The organism is Pseudomonas sp. CG7, from assembly GCF_023701885.1.
Classification (GTDB): Bacteria; Pseudomonadota; Gammaproteobacteria; order Pseudomonadales; family Pseudomonadaceae; genus Aquipseudomonas; species Aquipseudomonas zanjanensis.
The window spans coordinates 58,745-73,724 of record NZ_JABAEE010000021.1; the positions used below are offsets into that span (position 1 = coordinate 58,745).

The window sequence follows — 14,980 nt, forward strand, 5'->3', positions numbered from 1 at the left end:
AGACATGGTGGGGGTCGTTGGATCGAGTCCAATCGCGCCTACCAAACAAAATCCGCTCTGCTGGGCGGTCTAGAAGGGCCCACCGAAAGGTGGGCCCTTTTTTGTTGGCGCACACATAAGGACATGGTCATGCGGGTTGTCACTTCCCTAACTTTTCTTGCTGTAGCACTTGCTGGTTGCTCTGGAATACCTTCAGTTCCATATGAAGAGCCTACTCAATCAGAGGGCGTGGCGCGTGTTCGCGTTATCACGAACTCCGATGTGTACGGAGATAGCGTCGTCGGTAGTTGTGCTCCTGCTACCCGGCATAAAATGGCTGAAGCCGGACGTTTCGGGCGGGACGGGACAGCGAACATCAACTATCCGCAGTATCCCCTGAAATCGGCGAGCGTTGGCGTACCGAAAAGAGTTTGGCCCAGTCTTATCCAGTACATCCCTGCGATTCGGAGGGGGGAAGGGGCTTACCAAGAGGTCGTAACCGAGTATCGCGTCAGAACGGATCTGCCATTCCAGATTGCAACCTGGGGCGCGACCATTGCGGGCAATGGCAACACTTATCGGACCTGTGGTGGCCAGGCGCTCGTCTACAAGCTGGAACCTGGGAAAGATTACGAAGCGGTGGTAGGGGTGGATGGCAGTCTAAACAAAGATGGCGAGCAAGCGCTTATTTGCATGTTGGCGGTTCTCGAACTGAGCGCGGTGCCTGGCACTTCCATTGTGGTCCCACAAAAGCTAACGCCTGCTGCGGCTCCGCAGGTGGTCTGCAAAAACTAGCAAGTACAGCCCGCCATCGAGCGGGGTTTGCGTCTAGCAGAAGCGAGAAAGCCCCGACTTAGGTCGGGGCTTTTGCGTTGCGGCGAATAAAGAGAGGGCGGTTTCAGGTTGCGCGCGAACACGTCCTGACGCAAATCAGGGGCTGTCCTCAGTTTTTACGTCCCCCAGTTTTTACGTCGGTTGGCGAGATTCGAGTGTGTGGGCTATTCCTTGGTGTTCCGACATTGGGTCAGGTCAAGGCGCGAGCCATGAGCAATCAAGCGCAAGTTGATGCCTTGGAGCACTTGCTCTCGATCGTCAAATCGAGCGAAGTAAGCACTGCGGCATACAAGACTTTCGAGAATGCACAGGCCATCACTGATGGCTAGCGCAGCCACGTGTTGCTAAGCGGCCAAGCGATCCACCCGCCAGTTTTTTCTCTCAAGGACGAGCCATGTTAACGGTCAACGAGATCCTTGTTTTCGATTGCGCCGATGAGGGCGTGGAGCAACTGGTGCGGGAGGAAAAGATCCGACGTTTCAGCAGCAAACTGCCCAGGGCGGCATTCTGGAGCACGTACGTGGCGCCACGGCTCGCCGCCGACGAATCGGCGCTGCTTCTGCCAACGTTCAATGATTGGGTAGCAGCACCCATTGCGAGCGGCAGGTCCCGCGGGCAATTCGTCTCCGTGTCTTCGAGCAGTCCGTTCGCGCCTGCCGGGCGCTTGGACGGTGCACCTACCGGTCTGGCATTGCAAAGCACACAGGAAAAAATATTCACCTCGATCGACGCGCTGATCACCGCGCTACGAGGGCATGTCGCAGCCACGGATAACAGGCAAAAAGAAGAGCGCCTGGCGCTCGATGTCCTCGCCAACGTCAAGATGTTCGAACGTTATGTGCTGGACCGATTGATAGGGAATATCCAGCGGGCTATCACCAACAGAGAACGCAACTGCCCTGAGGGCGAGTCGTACTACGGCCGCGGCGCCACACTGGATTGGACTCGGGACATTGTCGTCGCCCTCGCAAACGAGCTGCCGCTGACCCGGCTGTATAAAAAGGTCGCCGCTATCCACGACTTCTGCCGTTGCAACAGATTCAAGACGCCAAATCGAGGCACTACCCAAGGTATGCGCATCGAGAACGAGAAATACAGCCTTGCGGAGGATAACCTCTGGATCGCTAACCAGCGCAGCCTGAACAACTCCATCTGGGCAGGTAAATCCGGCTCGGCGATGGATATGGTTTACGCCGCCAAGCAAATGGGTATCGATGACGATGATAGCCTTGCCGCACTGGCGTTCTGTATTGTCGCCTTCTTTCATTTCATGCCGACCAGCCAGAGTTCGACCCACACGTACCACGAGGTCATGACCGGCGCGACGAGCGTGCATAAAGGAATCGAAACGTTCTACAAGGCTGCGGAAGTTCCCGGTGGGCAGGACGTGTTTCGCCAATTGCAAAGCCGACCCAGTCTTTGGAAACCAGACGACAGCGTCCAGCGCTGCCCCGGCTGCAATACCTCCTTTGGCGTCTTTACCCGTAAGCACCACTGTCGAGCGTGCGGCGGCATTTTTTGTGATAACTGCAGCAAAGAGACGAAGGTGGTACCAATGCCGGCTATCCGGCCGGGGAAAGCGCCCGAGACAGGGAATCTGCGCGTCTGTAAATCCTGTGCTAGCGGCTGATTGCTGCCGGAAAACGGGGCAGACCACGATAGCCCGGCCTGCGCTGGGCTTCTTGTATCTGCCTATCTGCTCTTGGCCGAATCGTAGACGCTGCTTCGTTCCCGCTTGCCGACGGTCAGCACCAGGATGACAATTCGTCCATCCTCAACGGTCATTGGCGATATCTGCCTCGGCCTCGCTGATGAGATCGTCGAGAGATACTCGAACGGGTGTTTCGTTGGCATCGAGCCGTGCCTTGACCAAGTGAACCAGTTCCAGTTCGTCCAGACGCTCAACCATCGCCTCGTACACGTTGGCAGGAACCATGTAACCCATAACGCGGTTGTGATTCAGCACGGCCACGGGCAAGCCGTTGGCGCCGCTCAGGACGGCAGAGGGGTTCTTCTTGAGTTCGGATACGCTGACGGCCACATCGGCCAGAATATTCTGCATAGATAAGACTCCGATTTAGGTCGTTAATCTGGTCTTTTGGTGCTGTGTAGGCAAGCGTTCAGCGTTCCAACCGCTCGTTCAAAGGTTGGATGGAGATTGGCTGCGCCGGACGTGTTTATTTCGGGGAAAAGGGTGGCGGAAAGGGAAAAGGGGACGGATTTTTTTGCCGCTGCTGTAAAACTGCGACGTAGGAGGTTTCTGAAAATGTTTTCAAGGGCGCTAATCAGGTCCTGAGCCCCTCGCCGGAGGTTTTCCATCGCGTTACGCTCTGGATATTTTCAGGAAAAAGATTTGGTAAAACGGTGGATAGGCGTATCGCTGGCTTGACTACCGGCTGCTCGCTGCCATGCATCGAGCCTTGATTTCACTGTATAGTATTTGAGCAATTCGATAGATTTGGTGACGTTATGACAGTAGCAGCTCAAAGCAAAGGCCCTTGGTCGGGGCCGACCATCGCCATGACTATGGTTGCGGCATGCTTGGTCATGACTGATCAAATGGCGCATGCGGAAGTAGTGCCAGCCAAACAATCAACTGCAGCAGCGAAGCGGACCCAGGCGAATGTGCAGGATCTAGTGAAATGTGTTGTTGGCGAACTGCGCAGGCTCGAAACCGACATGAGTAAATACACCAGGATTTTGTGCGAGGCAGACGTTCCAGAATGCCATCTGGAAGACCATCCTTTTGGCTTGATCGCAGACAACCTGAGGTTTGTAGAGAAGAGGCTCCGTGAAGCAGGTACTCCGGTCGGGCGCGAAAAAGAATTCAATACGCTGCTTCGAGCTGTAGCGAAGGCGCGCTCGGTCGCGGCGATGAATGATTCCCTGATACGTCAACGCACGATCGTCCCGAATGTCATCGAGAGTGATATCGACTTGGAAGGGCTGAAAACCCTGACGACCCGCAACACGCAGCGTCTGATCGATCAAATCGGATAGTGGTTATTCGAGTCGAAATCCATCCTGAATTGCAGGCTGATATCGAGTTGGCACTCGCAGCCCATCCTTTTGCACTAGACCAGATAATTAAAGATTTTACCGTCTGCATGGTTAGCAAAGGTCAGACACTTCCCAGTTATATGGGGTGTGATCAGCCATATCACGAGCCGGCAGCGGCTCGATCCGGCCAACTTCGCCATATTCATATCGCTCTACCACCCCAAACGTTCAGGGCTTCCGATCGGCAAGCCTACAGAAAATGCGACATAAAGCGGCCGCAGCTGGATGCCGCTTTAGTCTACGTACAGGGCGAGCTTTACGAAGACCGATACATGATCCTGGCATTCTTCGCGCCGTATGCGCACGACAAGGCGAAGGTCAATGCCGTGATGACTAGGCTTGGGATACTGGCAAAAAAATTCCGAGACGAAAACTGAATTATGATGAAAAACTGTTTGAGGACGCTTGGAGCTAGCCTTGCTAACAGTATAGTGATCCCCGTCGCTTGGGTATCGGGGCTTGCGACGATAGGATTCGTGTGGGGCATGATAGAGTTTTCGTCCGGTAAGCTTACCGTCGAAGGACGTCAGCTCTTCCTGGCTTCTATTTCTATTTTTTGCCTCGCTATATGGCACTTGATACGGCGCAAGAGACGAGCAAAAGCGCTTGTAGCATCCATCAACCTAAAAGAAGGCCTGAGCCTTGACGAGACTCAGCTGCTCGGTTTTCCAAGCCCCCTATTTTTTGCCTTTGACCCTTCCAACACTAAACTCGCTCAATGCCAAAGCGCCACCGGCGAGTATCAAGTTCGAGATTTCACGTGGGTAACGCGCTGGCAGTTTGAGTGGCAACAGATTGACAGCAGGGTGTCGGGTGGGGTTCTTCAAATAGTCGATGGGGCAGGCATGAGCGTTCCAGCCGACGAGATTCGGCGTAGATTCATAAGATTCACATTGGTTCTGATGGTTGCCGATACAAGTCATCCTCCGCTCCGTTTTCCAATGAGCCGGAGCGCAGCTGAAGGGTGGTGTACTCGGTGCAATATGCTTTTCAAGTGCTGAACCCGGGAAAGGGGGGGACAGACCGATTATGAGACTGGTCGATTTTAGACGGACCAAAATTGTGGTCTGTCCCCCTCGGTTCCTAAATTGTGGTCTGTCCCCCTCGGTTCCCCTGAGCCCAAAAGCGTTACCGGCGTTAGCTTCCTTCCGGGAACCTTCAGCTGGTTCCGCATCAACCCGAGGTGGTGTCGAGTCCGATCGTAAGAAGCACAGCAGTGTGAGGAGCAGGATGAAGCGAAAAATGAAGCGGGATAGCTTGGACATTGTCGACACCTGAAGTTGAAGTCGACTCCTATTGTCTATATCCGCTCTCGCAGTTCCACTCAACTCGGTGTAATTACGCTGTGCCAGCTTTTGACGGTCAACAATCGAAGAAGCGAGGACAGACCACAACTATGAGGAGGTTGAGTACAGGTGAGCTCTAATCGTGGTCTGCCCCTAATTCACTCAGCGCCGGGCTTCTTTTATCTGCCTACCGATTTTTGGCCGAATCGTAGACGCTGCTTCGTTCCCGCTTGCCGACGGCCAGCACTAGGATGACAATTCGTCCATCCTCAACGCGGTACACGAGTCGGTAGCCGGCGCCGCGCAACTTGATCTTGTAGCAGTCCTTCATGCCGTGAAGCGCATCTCCTGGCACTCGTGGCCCGGCCTGCCGTTCTTGGAGCTTTCGCAAGAACTGGAGGCGGATGGTGCCGTCGAGTTTGCGCAGTTCCTTCAGCGCTTTCGGATCCCACTCGACTCCGTACTCAACGGCCATTGGCGATATCTGCCTCGGCCTCGCTGATGAGATCGTCGAGAGATACTCGAACGGGTGTTTCGTTGGCGTCGAGCCGTGCCTTGACCAAGTGAACCAGTTCCAGTTCGTCCAAGCGCTCAACCATCGCCTCGTACACGTTGGCAGGGACCATATAGCCCATAACGCGGTTGTGATTCAGCACGGCCACGGGCAAGCCGTTGGCGCCGCTCAGGACGGCAGAGGGGTTCTTCTTGAGTTCGGATACGCTGACGGCCACATCGGCCAGGATATTCTGCATAGATAAGACTCCGATTTAGGTCGTTATTCTGGTCTTTTGGTGCTGTGTAGGCAAGCGTTCAGCGTTCCAATCCCTCGTTCTAAGGTTGGATGGAGCTTGACTGCGCCGGACGTTTTTGTTTCGGGAGAAAGGGGGGCGCGGAAAGCGGGGGACAGACCACGATTATGAGATTGGCCGATTATAGACGGACCAAAATTGTGGCCTGTCCCCCTCGCTTCCTGTCCCCGGTTTCACTAAGTGGTGGGCGGCAAGCTTGGTTCACCGAGCCCAAGAGCGTTACCGGCGTTGGCGGGAACCTTCTGCTGGTTCCGCATCAACCCGAGGTGGTGTCGAGTCCGATCGTAAGAAGCACAGCAGTGTGAGGAGCAGGATGAAGCGAAAAATGAAGCGGGATAGCTTGGACATTGTCGACACCTGAAGTTGAAGTCGACTCCTATTGTCTATATCCGCTCTCGCTGTTCCACTCAACTCGGTGCAATTACGCTGTGCTAGCTTTTGACGGCCAACAATCGAAGAAGCGAGGACAGACCACAACTATGGGGAGGCTGAGTACAGGTGAGCTCTAATCGTGGTCTGTCCTTAATTCAGTCCCTAATTCATGCAGTCGGGCGACATGGAACCGGCCAACGGCGTTGCCGCCGCACTCGGTATCAGGGTCGCCATCGAAAACATCCGTGGTGAAGTGCACCGCGCCCGGGTGGTTCACGGTGTGCATGCTTATCGCCTGCAGGCTGTGGGTCTTCGCGACGTTTTACCGTGCGTCCCAGGCCCATTTCCAGCCGGTACCGGCACCGCCGCAGAAGAAGTCGACAACGATCTCATCGTCCTGAGGATTGAGGCCGAGTCCGTATTGGGAAATCGAAGGGGCGCTTCTTCTGTTGTGCGGACATAGGGGATTCTCGCCGGTATAGTTCCGGGATCCACAGGGGAGCGGGTTATGCGTCGGGACTGGGTGGTATGGCTGGGTTGCGGGTGTTTATTTTTTGCAGGTGCAATTTGGGGCCACCTGCTTCCCAGCTCAAATTTTTTCGTGGTCGCCAACGTTCACGATTTGGCTGAAATTGTTGCTGCGTGCGCGACAACTTTTGCAGTTGTGTTAGCGTTAATTGGATTGAGCGCTTGGAAGGGGCAGGTAATTGCAACATCTGATCATGAGCTAGCACGTCGTTCCATTGTGCTTATAGAAAAATGCAAATTCTCGATGCCGAATTTTGTAAGTCTAGCGGGTAGCGTAGCGCTGTTGGTAAGTCACCGCGTTGAACCTACTCCTGGAATGGTTTCGGAAGCGCAAGAGGAAATGAATCTTCTAGGTAAAATGCACGCAGAATTCAGAGCTGTAGAGTTCGAAAGCAGGGCCGCCTGGGGGGATTCATGTGCACAATTGTTTGAACCTATTTTTGATCTCAGTGAAAGATGTCAGAGTATGTTACGTCTATATCTTCAGTGGTCCAGAGAGGATAGTACTGATAAATACAAAGCGAATTTATCTAGCGTGATGAGGCAGATGGAAGTTTCTTTTCGTCAGTCACAAGGAATAAGTAACGCTGAGGAGCGAGCTTCGCTTTTTGCTAGAAGATTTTCGCCGCTTGAAGAATTTCTTAGGAAAAAGTTTATTAGGTAGCTATTCGCATAGACCATATGCAGGCGAGCAACTGCTTTTGCTGTCATTGCGTGCGACCAGGTCGACTATGTCGAACTGGCGCCCGCCGCGAGTGGGGAAAACGGGACAGACCACGGTTATGACTTTGGTCCTCAAACTATTATTCCAGTCCTTGGGTTTTTAGGCAAAGGACTGGGGCCACTATTTCAAGCCTGCCCATGATAAAAGGTGATTGTCTCCTTTAAGGAGTCTGAGAACTCATAAATTTCATCGAGCGAATTGATAGGATGCCGAGTTTCATTTTTTTCTTTATCAAAAACGCCTAGATATTTTTGGGTTCTGTTGAAGTGGAGTCTGGCGATTGGCTTTCGATTATTATCGTCCAATAAGATTCCAAAATAGCTCTGGGTATCTCGGTGTGCGATTCGCTTCGAGTCGATTACTGTGCGCACTATCGCCTTTATGATATGGAAACCTTCCAGCTCCTCCATCGTAGTAAGGACTCTATCCTCAGGAATATCATTTGTTTCGGGCTGGCGCGCGGATACAACCCGTTCAGCTGGAGTCGGTAGCGGAACGCCGCTGATTGCTGATTTCAGGCGATCATTAATTTGATCGTTTAGGAACTGAGAGGCGGCTTTTTTAGTTAGAAGCGCAAACTGCTCTCTTACTTTTTGCGTGATCACCCCTTCATAGATTCGAGAGGCAAAGAATCGCACAAAATCATCGTCTGGCTGGGTGAACTGAGAAGCCATTTCCCTTTTAATCTGCCCTACGTACTTTAATTCACCTGCTGCGTTAATGATTGACTCAACGTCAAATGCTGATTTAGTGAGCTTCTGCAACTCTGGTATCACGTGTTCGTCGATATCTAGAAGGTCTATTTCCAAGAATGGTTTTTCATCCATTTTGTTGGGGGCGTCTAAATCAGTGAAAAATCTATAAAATCTGCCGTTCGTTAAAATTGATATTCTGGCGGTGGTGACATGGAAGTATCTGAATAACTGGCTCGCATGATTTATATTCAGCGATTCGCCAATTTTTTTGGTCTCAATAAGAATTTGAATTTGGCCATTTTTTAGGATCGCGTAATCGATTTTTTCGCCCTTTTTTGTACCAATGTCACATATATATTCGGGCACGACTTCGGATGGGTCGAAAACGTCATAGCCAAGCACTGTGTGAATGAATGGCATTACAAAAGCGGTCTTAGTTGCTTCCTCAGTTTGGATTGTTGATGCTAACTGATTCACCTTCGCCGACATTGCGTTCAAGCGTTCTATAAATTCCATTTCCTAGCTCCGTAGCCATTTTCCCGAATGGGCGAATAGAGGCTTAACGCTACTACTTGTTAGGTTTACTCGATACTGGATTTTTATCCAGGCTGGATGTCCAGGCAGACTAAGAACGATAGAGGCGGCGAGGATGGAGCGAAGGCAGCGCTAAGGAAAACGGGAACAGACTACGATTGTGATACGGTCCGACTACTCAAATCGTGGTCTGTCCCCGGTTTCCTCCGTGGTCTGTCCCCGGTTTCCTCCATGCAGGCGCTGTACGAGATCGAGGGGGAAATCAAGGATCTGGAACCGGACATACGCCGCCGAATACGGCAAGAAAAGGCGGTACCGGTGATGGATGCGTTGCATGCCTGGATGGTTGCCCAGCGCGATATCGTGCACAATGGTTCGGCCATTGGCAAAGCCTTGGATTACAGCTTGAAACGCTGGACGGCGCTGTCGCGCTACCTCGATGACGGGGCCGTGCCCATTGATAATAATTGGTGTGAGAACCAGATACGACCTTGGGCGCAGGGGCGCAAGAACTGGCTCTTTGCTGGGTCGCTACGCAGCGGTAAACGCGCCGCTGCGATCATGAGTTTGATCCAGTCGGCCGGGAACAATGGGCACGATCCGTATGCCTACCTGAAGGATGTGCTGACGCGCCTGCCTACGCAGCGGGCGAGTGAGATTGCAGCGCTGCTACCGCTTAGGTGGCGTCCGGCTTAGTCGTGCAAGACGGTTTGCCCGTGCCTTACCATTGATCTACGTCGGCTGGGTGAACGCAAGCCATAAGGTTAGATCTCAGCCGTCTCCGGCAGTCCCGGCTGCATGCTGGGAACCGGATACAACTAATTATTTCATCATCGCACTAATCGGTAACGTACCCTCCATTCCCTCCTCCTTAGCGGCGAAGCTCTCGGTGTTGATGGTGCCCTTGGTAGCACCCGCCACTTCAGCAAGACGGCAGGCAAAGAACTGGCTGCCATGGTTGGTGACGCCACCGGGCGTCACTTTCAAGTTGAAACGCAGGTCTTTGACTGCCGAATCCCGTTTGTTCGGCGGTGCAACCATATTGATGGGTAAACGAATGTACGCCAGGGCTTCGCCGTGCTCGAAGATCCGGTCGATTTCCAGCCCTTTGGTGTTTTCATCCCGTGGTGGATTGCCAGTACTGAACCAGCCGGTTACCGGGGACGAGTTGAAGGCGATGACTTTGGATACCCTGATCGGCTGTTGTACCGAGCGGGGCAAGGCATAGGCCAGTTGTTGGGCCAGGCCACCGCCGAGCGAATGGCCGATAGCAACGATTTTGACGGTGGCCGGGAGTTTTCCTTGGCGAATACGCTCTTGAACTTCAGCCTCGAACGCCTTGGCTACCCAGTCACGAGTAATATCGTATTGGTCCTCACCTCTAAGCCGGGTCGGGATAAACCACCTGGCATTGGAGAACCAGTCCTGGCGCTGATCCGCTTCGGTGCCCCGAAACACGATTGCAACTTCGGCAATATCAGTAGGCTCGTTACCGGTGCGTAGCTCCCAGACGCTGAAAAACAATTTGGCCTTTTCTGCCTGTTCAGCCATGGCTTGCGATGGGAATTCGGGCCAGGCATACCAACCCGGTGTAGGGATCAGCTGTTTGCTGTGGGGGCGGCAGGCCTGGGCAAAACGATCTTGCACAGAGGACTGAATGGCTTTGTTGTTGGCGAGTGCCAGTTTCTGGCGATAGTCGGGCCAGGCCAACTGATAAGCATTGGCAGCCAAGGCTGTGTATTCCCAGTAGACCTGTGCGATATCGCGCGCCCTTTCATGAGCGGTGTAACTTGATTGGTCAGGCTCGCGTATCAATACTGTGTCGTCTTTTTGAAACCACACACTGCAACCGGCCTGCAAAGTGGCTATCAATAACAGTCCTGCTTTCTTGATGGTCATGTCCCTACGCCCTCGAATAATGGCTCAATGCCTCCACCCAGGTATAGCATCTCGCGCTGAAGCTGTCGCACGATGTGTCGGCAAACGAGTCAGAACGTCCTTCAAATACGCATACGGATCGGGTGGGTGAGTTCGCCGGACGCTTACGTTTTTTTTGCCGCTGTGGCTTATAAAGGCTCAAGCGAGCGCCGCGAAAGGCATTGACGCAAATTCCTACACAAACCTCGGAAACCAGCGCATTGCAGCATCTGGAATGGCGACTTATTGTCTCCCTGTCGCCCAGATGGCGATTCGGGTTTGGCGACTCGATTGAATGAAGCGCAGAAGCTTCTGCTCCTTATCATTTGAAGAGGTACTGCTCATGACCCGATACATGCCCATTACCGGCATCGACTGCATCCCCGCAACCCTGCTCATCGACACCGAAGCGCCTCTAGACGTCCTTTTCGAAACCGCCGATTACCGCATCCGCACGGTGACCCAAGTCCTGGAAAATATCGCGTTTCGCTCGGACATCAGCTCAGACACCGTGGTGCTCACTGATTTTTGTAAATTGCTGACCACGTCATTGCGCGATGGCTGTGATGTCATGGATGTGATCGGAAGACGATTGCGGGCGCAGGTGGCGGAATAATGAAAACGGGCGACTAATCAGTCGCCCGTTTTCATAAAGCTTGGGAGAAAATTCAAGAGGGCAGGGCATGTGTCCCCATTGACTGCAGGATGGGTAAAGAAGAGGCGAAGCCAAAGAACAAGGAAACCCATACTCAGGCAGGCGAATGTTCAGCTCCATGCCCAGGCTGCGCATGAAGATCAATGCCTAGCGCATGAATGACCTTGAGTACGGTATCGAATCTCGGCTTTGATCCAGGTGCGAACGCCTTCTACAAGCTTTCTCGGCCCCTGCCAGAGTCTTTAGCAATCTGCGCCATGCCTTGGGCCTTGGCGACATAACCGATCGCTCGGAGAAACTCCTCGCTATCACCATCAATCAGCACTTGAGAAAAGTACTCACTGATTGCTTCGTCGCTATCGAGCAGTGCCGCCATGTCAAATGTCGTCAAGTGTTGGCTCATGTTCAAATTTCCTTTGCCAATTTCTTAGCTCAAAACCCTGGTCTGTCCCTAGTCTTTCGCCATCCCTTTTTTGGGGCGGCTTCGCCACCCAGCGGGAGCAAGCTCCCTCGCCACGGGATTTGTGGTGTCGCGGCTCAGGCAGCCAAAGGCCAACCAATACGCGCTGCACGGCGTAGGCTCGCCTTAACAACCAAACGATGGAACGGGGCAATGACGAAGATGTAGGCCCGGCCCAGGCGGTTGTGGCACTGCACCACGGTTGAAAAAACCAGTTGGCGACTGCCTTCCTGCTCTACCTCTCCAGAACACAGGATCGATATGCGGAAGTCGAGGTGCTTGTCGTCCTCTCCCAACACGATTTCAGTCTGGTCGGTGCTGTAGACCTTGAAGATTTGAATCCGATGAGCAAGTGTTGCCAAATGCCTGGCTGTCTTGAGCCCAAAACAGGCAACGACAGTGTCTCGGACTTTCATGAGCCATCCGATCCAGGATGGCTGGTGGGAAAGGATGAATCGAGCGAGCACCTCTGGATCGCTGGATGTGCCCGCAGGGAGCTGGATCGCAAAAGCGTCCGCCAGGTTCGTCGACTTGTAAAGGTGGGTGACGCCGGACCTCGAGGGGACCGGCACAGACATAATGAGCTCAAATTCTCGGGGCATCGGGGATCTCTTCCTGAGTGCTAACTACCAATTAGATGACATGCCATGTCGCGTTTCTTGTTGGGAGGCGGCCACTTCTCCTTGTCGGATACTGAGCCCGATCAGCGCATCATACAGCGCCTGCTGCCCAGCGGGCAGAACAGGGTGCAGCGTCGCACGGCGCTTGTCGGCATCGAACCAGGATTCAACCAACCATCCCACCAGGTAGAGCGCCGAAAGGCATCCGCCAGCGGTTGCGACGTTGCCCTGGCATACAAGAGGCTGGTCCACGGGCTCAAGTCCCAGGGCTTGCAAGCCCGATCGTGTATCCGGGTGTGTCGTTGCTCGGCCGCTGAGCAGCCCAAGCCGTTGGAGAATGAAAGCGCCGGCGCAGATGGAGCCGATTCGCTGGCGTCTGGGGTCAAGTTCAAACGACGGCAGGAAATCCGGGGAGGCCAGTGCGGCGGGTATTCCTTCCTTGCCGCTGGCGAACAATACCGCGTCGGCACTATTGGCTTCGGAAAGCGGACCGTGCACCGCAACAGGCAGGCCATGTGCCGATCGTATGACAGGGCTGGAACCCAATATTCGGACGTGCCAGTCCTCGGTGTTGCGGCCTAAGATGTCCCACATCAGGAATAGGTCGATATCGGTGAATTGGTCGAAAGCAACCAGGACGATTTTCTTCAAGGCGAGCTCCATGAAAAGTGCTGGCGTGCAAAACGCAACGGCCATCTTTGCTGGTGTTCGCAGGGTATCGATCGGTTGCGCGCCATACACAGCCTGTATGGCGATAAATAAGGAGCGAAATAACGAATGGAAAAACTAACGCGTCACCATTGGATCGCGGCAGGTTTCGAGGCCCTCGACCAGACTGGGCATATTGGCGTGTCAGCCGAGAGTCTATCGCGCCGATTGAATGTGACCCGCGGATCGTTCTATCACCATTTCCGCAATCGCGAAGACTTTGTCCGCACCTTGCTGGCCGCTTGGGAAGCAGACTACACGGAGCGCATGCTCGCTTTTGCGGCCCAGGGTCGTAGCGCGGGCGAAATCTTGAAACGCTACTTGAGTGTCGCCGCTGAGAAACAACCTGGGCGAGAAGTTTCCATCCGAGCCTGGTCGCTGCACGATCCGTTGGTAGGCGAGTTTCAGCAGCGGGTTGACACACGACGATTGGACTTCGCGATACGGACGTGTCGTCGCTTGGCCCATAGGCCAGGCGAAGCAGAAGTGATGGGGCAGGTGGCCCACCTGTGCCTGATTGGGGGGCAACAGGCAGGGCTGCGGCGTGATGCCGCTCGTTTCAACCGTTTCGTGCATCGAGCCTTTTCGCTTTTCGAAGGGGTTCTTCCACCGTGGCGGTCCAGGTCGTAAGAAGAAATGAGCAGGGGAGTGCCTGACTTGATAGCGTCGTGGAAAAGGGCCATGAATGGGCCGCGAATGGGCAAACCGTGTGTTCCGATGTCTATTCGGGATGAGGACCGATAATGCCGTACAACTACACGAACGGCCGGTACTTGGTCTTCAAAGGCCGGGGCAGCGATGGGGCGCCCTTGGGCCGGATTCACCAGGACGGAATAGTTCGAAATCTTCAGGGTGAGCCGCTGTATTACGTAAACACGGACGAACATGCGTTCGTTTCGGTCGATTTTATCTTTCAAGGCGGTATACAAAAATGTAGCGGCACGTTTTATGTGCTCGGCGACAAAGTTCTTTTCACATTTTCCGAGATGACGGTCAAGCCACAGGGAAACGAGACCGAGGAGGAGGCGCTTCACAGGGAATTCAAAAAAAGGGCGTTAAGTTTGGCAGGGCAGATCGTCCAGGCGAAAAATGAGATGGTGCAGGCACGCCTGGATATGGCTTGGTCCAATTTAAATCTTTTCCGCCGTTTTCGTACCTTCTTGACGAGCCGAGCCCGTAGGGAGCGCACATCACCAGGGTGGCGTTACAGTGGGTTGGAAAGTGGTCATGAGCTCAAATCGAATGTCTCTTCATCGTCACTCGCGACAATGGTTTTGTGCGCTGCGGACGCAAGGAAAACGCGGGCAGACCACGATTATGAGGCGGTCCGATTACACATAAACTCAAATCGCGGTCTGTCCTCAGCCTTCTGGTGTCCGCCGTTTGAGGTGGGTTCTATAGCTGCACTTGCAGGACGTCCTCGTCGTAACTCGCGCTGGGAAAACATCCAGTCAATCTATACTCCGCGTTTTGTCCGGACACTCGTCAAATTGATTGGGAATTAAATGAAACAGGTAGTGTTGGCACTTTCGCTGGTCACATTGGCAGCCTGTATGCCTTATCAATCAGTGAGCTCGCCAGATCCAAATTGGATGCGTCTGGGTGGATATGAACCTGAAGGCTATCCGAGGACGTTTGTCGAGAACCTAAGCGGCGATTGCTCTTTGGTTACCGAGTCATGGTCTGACAGTAGAATCAACGGTCGTATTCTGTGGAAGAAGCGGCAGTCTCGAGAGCCTGTTGCCTGTCCATAGGCGCCTGTGTAAGGGCCGACTTCGCGTCGGGAAGAGGGACAACCC

Annotated in this window: 16 protein-coding genes and 4 pseudogenes; 9 read left to right on the top strand and 11 right to left on the bottom strand. The window is 53.7% G+C overall.

Annotation, left to right across the window (positions count from 1 at the left end):
- Positions 1–129: 129 nt before the first annotated feature.
- Together HGO40_RS11480 and HGO40_RS11485 are read left to right on the top strand one after the other, a co-directional pair.
- Positions 130–774 (top strand): hypothetical protein, encoded by a 645-nt coding sequence (locus HGO40_RS11480; protein WP_250963085.1) that lies wholly within the window; start codon positions 130–132, stop codon positions 772–774.
- Between the two features lie 433 nt (positions 775–1,207).
- Positions 1,208–2,443, top strand: coding sequence for an FYVE zinc finger domain-containing protein (locus HGO40_RS11485; protein ID WP_250963086.1), 1,236 nt, complete (start codon positions 1,208–1,210; stop codon positions 2,441–2,443).
- Positions 2,444–2,587: 144 nt separating this feature from the next.
- On the opposite strand, the gene HGO40_RS11490 is transcribed toward HGO40_RS11485, so the two are convergent.
- Entirely contained in the window at positions 2,588–2,875 is a 288-nt protein-coding gene (locus HGO40_RS11490; protein ID WP_250963087.1) for a type II toxin-antitoxin system Phd/YefM family antitoxin, read from the bottom strand.
- A gap of 485 nt (positions 2,876–3,360) precedes the next feature.
- Between HGO40_RS11490 and HGO40_RS11495 the strand changes: the two genes are divergently transcribed.
- Both HGO40_RS11495 and HGO40_RS11500 read left to right on the top strand, forming a co-directional pair.
- Entirely contained in the window at positions 3,361–3,813 is a 453-nt protein-coding gene (locus HGO40_RS11495; RefSeq protein ID WP_250963088.1) for a hypothetical protein, read from the top strand.
- Complete coding sequence (locus HGO40_RS11500; protein ID WP_250963089.1) at positions 3,813–4,250, top strand: type II toxin-antitoxin system YafO family toxin; 438 nt, start codon at positions 3,813–3,815, stop codon at positions 4,248–4,250. Before HGO40_RS11495 ends, HGO40_RS11500 begins: the two co-directional genes overlap by 1 nt.
- A gap of 300 nt (positions 4,251–4,550) precedes the next feature.
- Here the strand turns inward: HGO40_RS11500 and HGO40_RS11505 are convergent, their stop codons facing one another.
- From HGO40_RS11505 to HGO40_RS11520, 4 genes and pseudogenes are all read right to left on the bottom strand, one after another.
- Entirely contained in the window at positions 4,551–4,796 is a 246-nt protein-coding gene (locus HGO40_RS11505) for a hypothetical protein (protein WP_250963090.1), read from the bottom strand.
- A gap of 550 nt (positions 4,797–5,346) precedes the next feature.
- The gene (locus HGO40_RS11510) at positions 5,347–5,634 is read right to left on the bottom strand and encodes a type II toxin-antitoxin system RelE family toxin (RefSeq protein WP_053123438.1); all 288 of its coding nucleotides are present in this window, start codon (positions 5,632–5,634) and stop codon (positions 5,347–5,349) included.
- Positions 5,624–5,911 carry a type II toxin-antitoxin system Phd/YefM family antitoxin gene (locus HGO40_RS11515; RefSeq protein WP_207966811.1) on the bottom strand — a complete coding sequence of 96 codons (288 nt, stop codon included), beginning with the start codon at positions 5,909–5,911 and terminating at the stop codon, positions 5,624–5,626. The genes HGO40_RS11510 and HGO40_RS11515 overlap by 11 nt, the downstream gene beginning before the upstream one ends.
- Before the next feature lie 600 nt (positions 5,912–6,511).
- Positions 6,512–6,801 (bottom strand): annotated as a pseudogene (locus tag HGO40_RS11520) (DNA cytosine methyltransferase); the annotation flags it as partial.
- A gap of 47 nt (positions 6,802–6,848) precedes the next feature.
- Here HGO40_RS11520 and HGO40_RS11525 point away from each other — a divergent pair.
- Positions 6,849–7,532, top strand: coding sequence for a hypothetical protein (locus HGO40_RS11525; RefSeq protein ID WP_250963091.1), 684 nt, complete (start codon positions 6,849–6,851; stop codon positions 7,530–7,532).
- 185 nt (positions 7,533–7,717) lie between these two features.
- On the opposite strand, the gene HGO40_RS11530 is transcribed toward HGO40_RS11525, so the two are convergent.
- Positions 7,718–8,803, bottom strand: a complete 1,086-nt coding sequence (locus tag HGO40_RS11530; RefSeq protein WP_250963092.1) for a type I restriction endonuclease — start codon at positions 8,801–8,803, stop codon at positions 7,718–7,720.
- A gap of 249 nt (positions 8,804–9,052) precedes the next feature.
- Between HGO40_RS11530 and HGO40_RS11535 the strand changes: the two are divergent.
- Positions 9,053–9,517, top strand: a pseudogene (locus tag HGO40_RS11535) (IS66 family transposase); the annotation flags it as partial.
- Between the two features lie 126 nt (positions 9,518–9,643).
- Here the strand turns inward: HGO40_RS11535 and HGO40_RS11540 are convergent.
- Positions 9,644–10,720: a lipase family protein gene (locus HGO40_RS11540; protein WP_250963093.1), complete on the bottom strand. Its 1,077-nt coding sequence runs from the start codon at positions 10,718–10,720 to the stop codon at positions 9,644–9,646.
- 24 nt (positions 10,721–10,744) lie between these two features.
- Positions 10,745–10,882, bottom strand: a pseudogene (locus tag HGO40_RS30835) (transposase domain-containing protein); the annotation flags it as partial.
- A gap of 199 nt (positions 10,883–11,081) precedes the next feature.
- Between HGO40_RS30835 and HGO40_RS11545 the strand changes: the two are divergent.
- Positions 11,082–11,354, top strand: a complete 273-nt coding sequence (locus tag HGO40_RS11545) for a hypothetical protein (RefSeq protein ID WP_018610855.1) — start codon at positions 11,082–11,084, stop codon at positions 11,352–11,354.
- A gap of 133 nt (positions 11,355–11,487) precedes the next feature.
- On the opposite strand, the pseudogene HGO40_RS11550 reads toward HGO40_RS11545, so the two are convergent.
- The 3 genes and pseudogenes from HGO40_RS11550 to HGO40_RS11560 all read right to left on the bottom strand — a co-directional run bounded on the left by HGO40_RS11550 (position 11,488) and on the right by HGO40_RS11560 (position 13,124).
- Positions 11,488–11,796: pseudogene (locus tag HGO40_RS11550) on the bottom strand (addiction module antidote protein).
- 134 nt (positions 11,797–11,930) lie between these two features.
- The gene (locus HGO40_RS11555) at positions 11,931–12,455 is read right to left on the bottom strand and encodes a DUF2867 domain-containing protein (RefSeq protein ID WP_250963094.1); all 525 of its coding nucleotides are present in this window, start codon (positions 12,453–12,455) and stop codon (positions 11,931–11,933) included.
- A 24-nt stretch (positions 12,456–12,479) separates the two neighbouring features.
- Entirely contained in the window at positions 12,480–13,124 is a 645-nt protein-coding gene (locus tag HGO40_RS11560; RefSeq protein WP_250963095.1) for a DJ-1/PfpI family protein, read from the bottom strand.
- A gap of 126 nt (positions 13,125–13,250) precedes the next feature.
- On the opposite strand from HGO40_RS11560, the gene HGO40_RS11565 reads away from it, so the two are divergent.
- Entirely contained in the window at positions 13,251–13,811 is a 561-nt protein-coding gene (locus HGO40_RS11565; RefSeq protein ID WP_250963096.1) for a TetR/AcrR family transcriptional regulator, read from the top strand.
- A gap of 113 nt (positions 13,812–13,924) precedes the next feature.
- On the top strand, positions 13,925–14,686 hold the full coding sequence (locus HGO40_RS11570; RefSeq protein ID WP_250963097.1) for a hypothetical protein: 762 nt from the start codon (positions 13,925–13,927) through the stop codon (positions 14,684–14,686).
- Positions 14,687–14,980: the final 294 nt, after the last annotated feature.

Coding starts and splice junctions, on each gene's coding strand:
- HGO40_RS11480 (WP_250963085.1), top strand. CDS start 130: ATGCGGGTTGTCACTTCCCTAACTTTTCTTGCTGTAGCACTTGCTGGT.
- HGO40_RS11485 (WP_250963086.1), top strand. CDS start 1,208: ATGTTAACGGTCAACGAGATCCTTGTTTTCGATTGCGCCGATGAGGGC.
- HGO40_RS11490 (WP_250963087.1), bottom strand. CDS start 2,875: ATGCAGAATATTCTGGCCGATGTGGCCGTCAGCGTATCCGAACTCAAG.
- HGO40_RS11495 (WP_250963088.1), top strand. CDS start 3,361: ATGACTGATCAAATGGCGCATGCGGAAGTAGTGCCAGCCAAACAATCA.
- HGO40_RS11505 (WP_250963090.1), bottom strand. CDS start 4,796: ATGACTTGTATCGGCAACCATCAGAACCAATGTGAATCTTATGAATCT.
- HGO40_RS11510 (WP_053123438.1), bottom strand. CDS start 5,634: ATGGCCGTTGAGTACGGAGTCGAGTGGGATCCGAAAGCGCTGAAGGAA.
- HGO40_RS11515 (WP_207966811.1), bottom strand. CDS start 5,911: ATGCAGAATATCCTGGCCGATGTGGCCGTCAGCGTATCCGAACTCAAG.
- HGO40_RS11525 (WP_250963091.1), top strand. CDS start 6,849: ATGCGTCGGGACTGGGTGGTATGGCTGGGTTGCGGGTGTTTATTTTTT.
- HGO40_RS11530 (WP_250963092.1), bottom strand. CDS start 8,803: ATGGAATTTATAGAACGCTTGAACGCAATGTCGGCGAAGGTGAATCAG.
- HGO40_RS11540 (WP_250963093.1), bottom strand. CDS start 10,720: ATGACCATCAAGAAAGCAGGACTGTTATTGATAGCCACTTTGCAGGCC.
- HGO40_RS11545 (WP_018610855.1), top strand. CDS start 11,082: ATGACCCGATACATGCCCATTACCGGCATCGACTGCATCCCCGCAACC.
- HGO40_RS11555 (WP_250963094.1), bottom strand. CDS start 12,455: ATGCCCCGAGAATTTGAGCTCATTATGTCTGTGCCGGTCCCCTCGAGG.
- HGO40_RS11565 (WP_250963096.1), top strand. CDS start 13,251: ATGGAAAAACTAACGCGTCACCATTGGATCGCGGCAGGTTTCGAGGCC.
- HGO40_RS11570 (WP_250963097.1), top strand. CDS start 13,925: ATGCCGTACAACTACACGAACGGCCGGTACTTGGTCTTCAAAGGCCGG.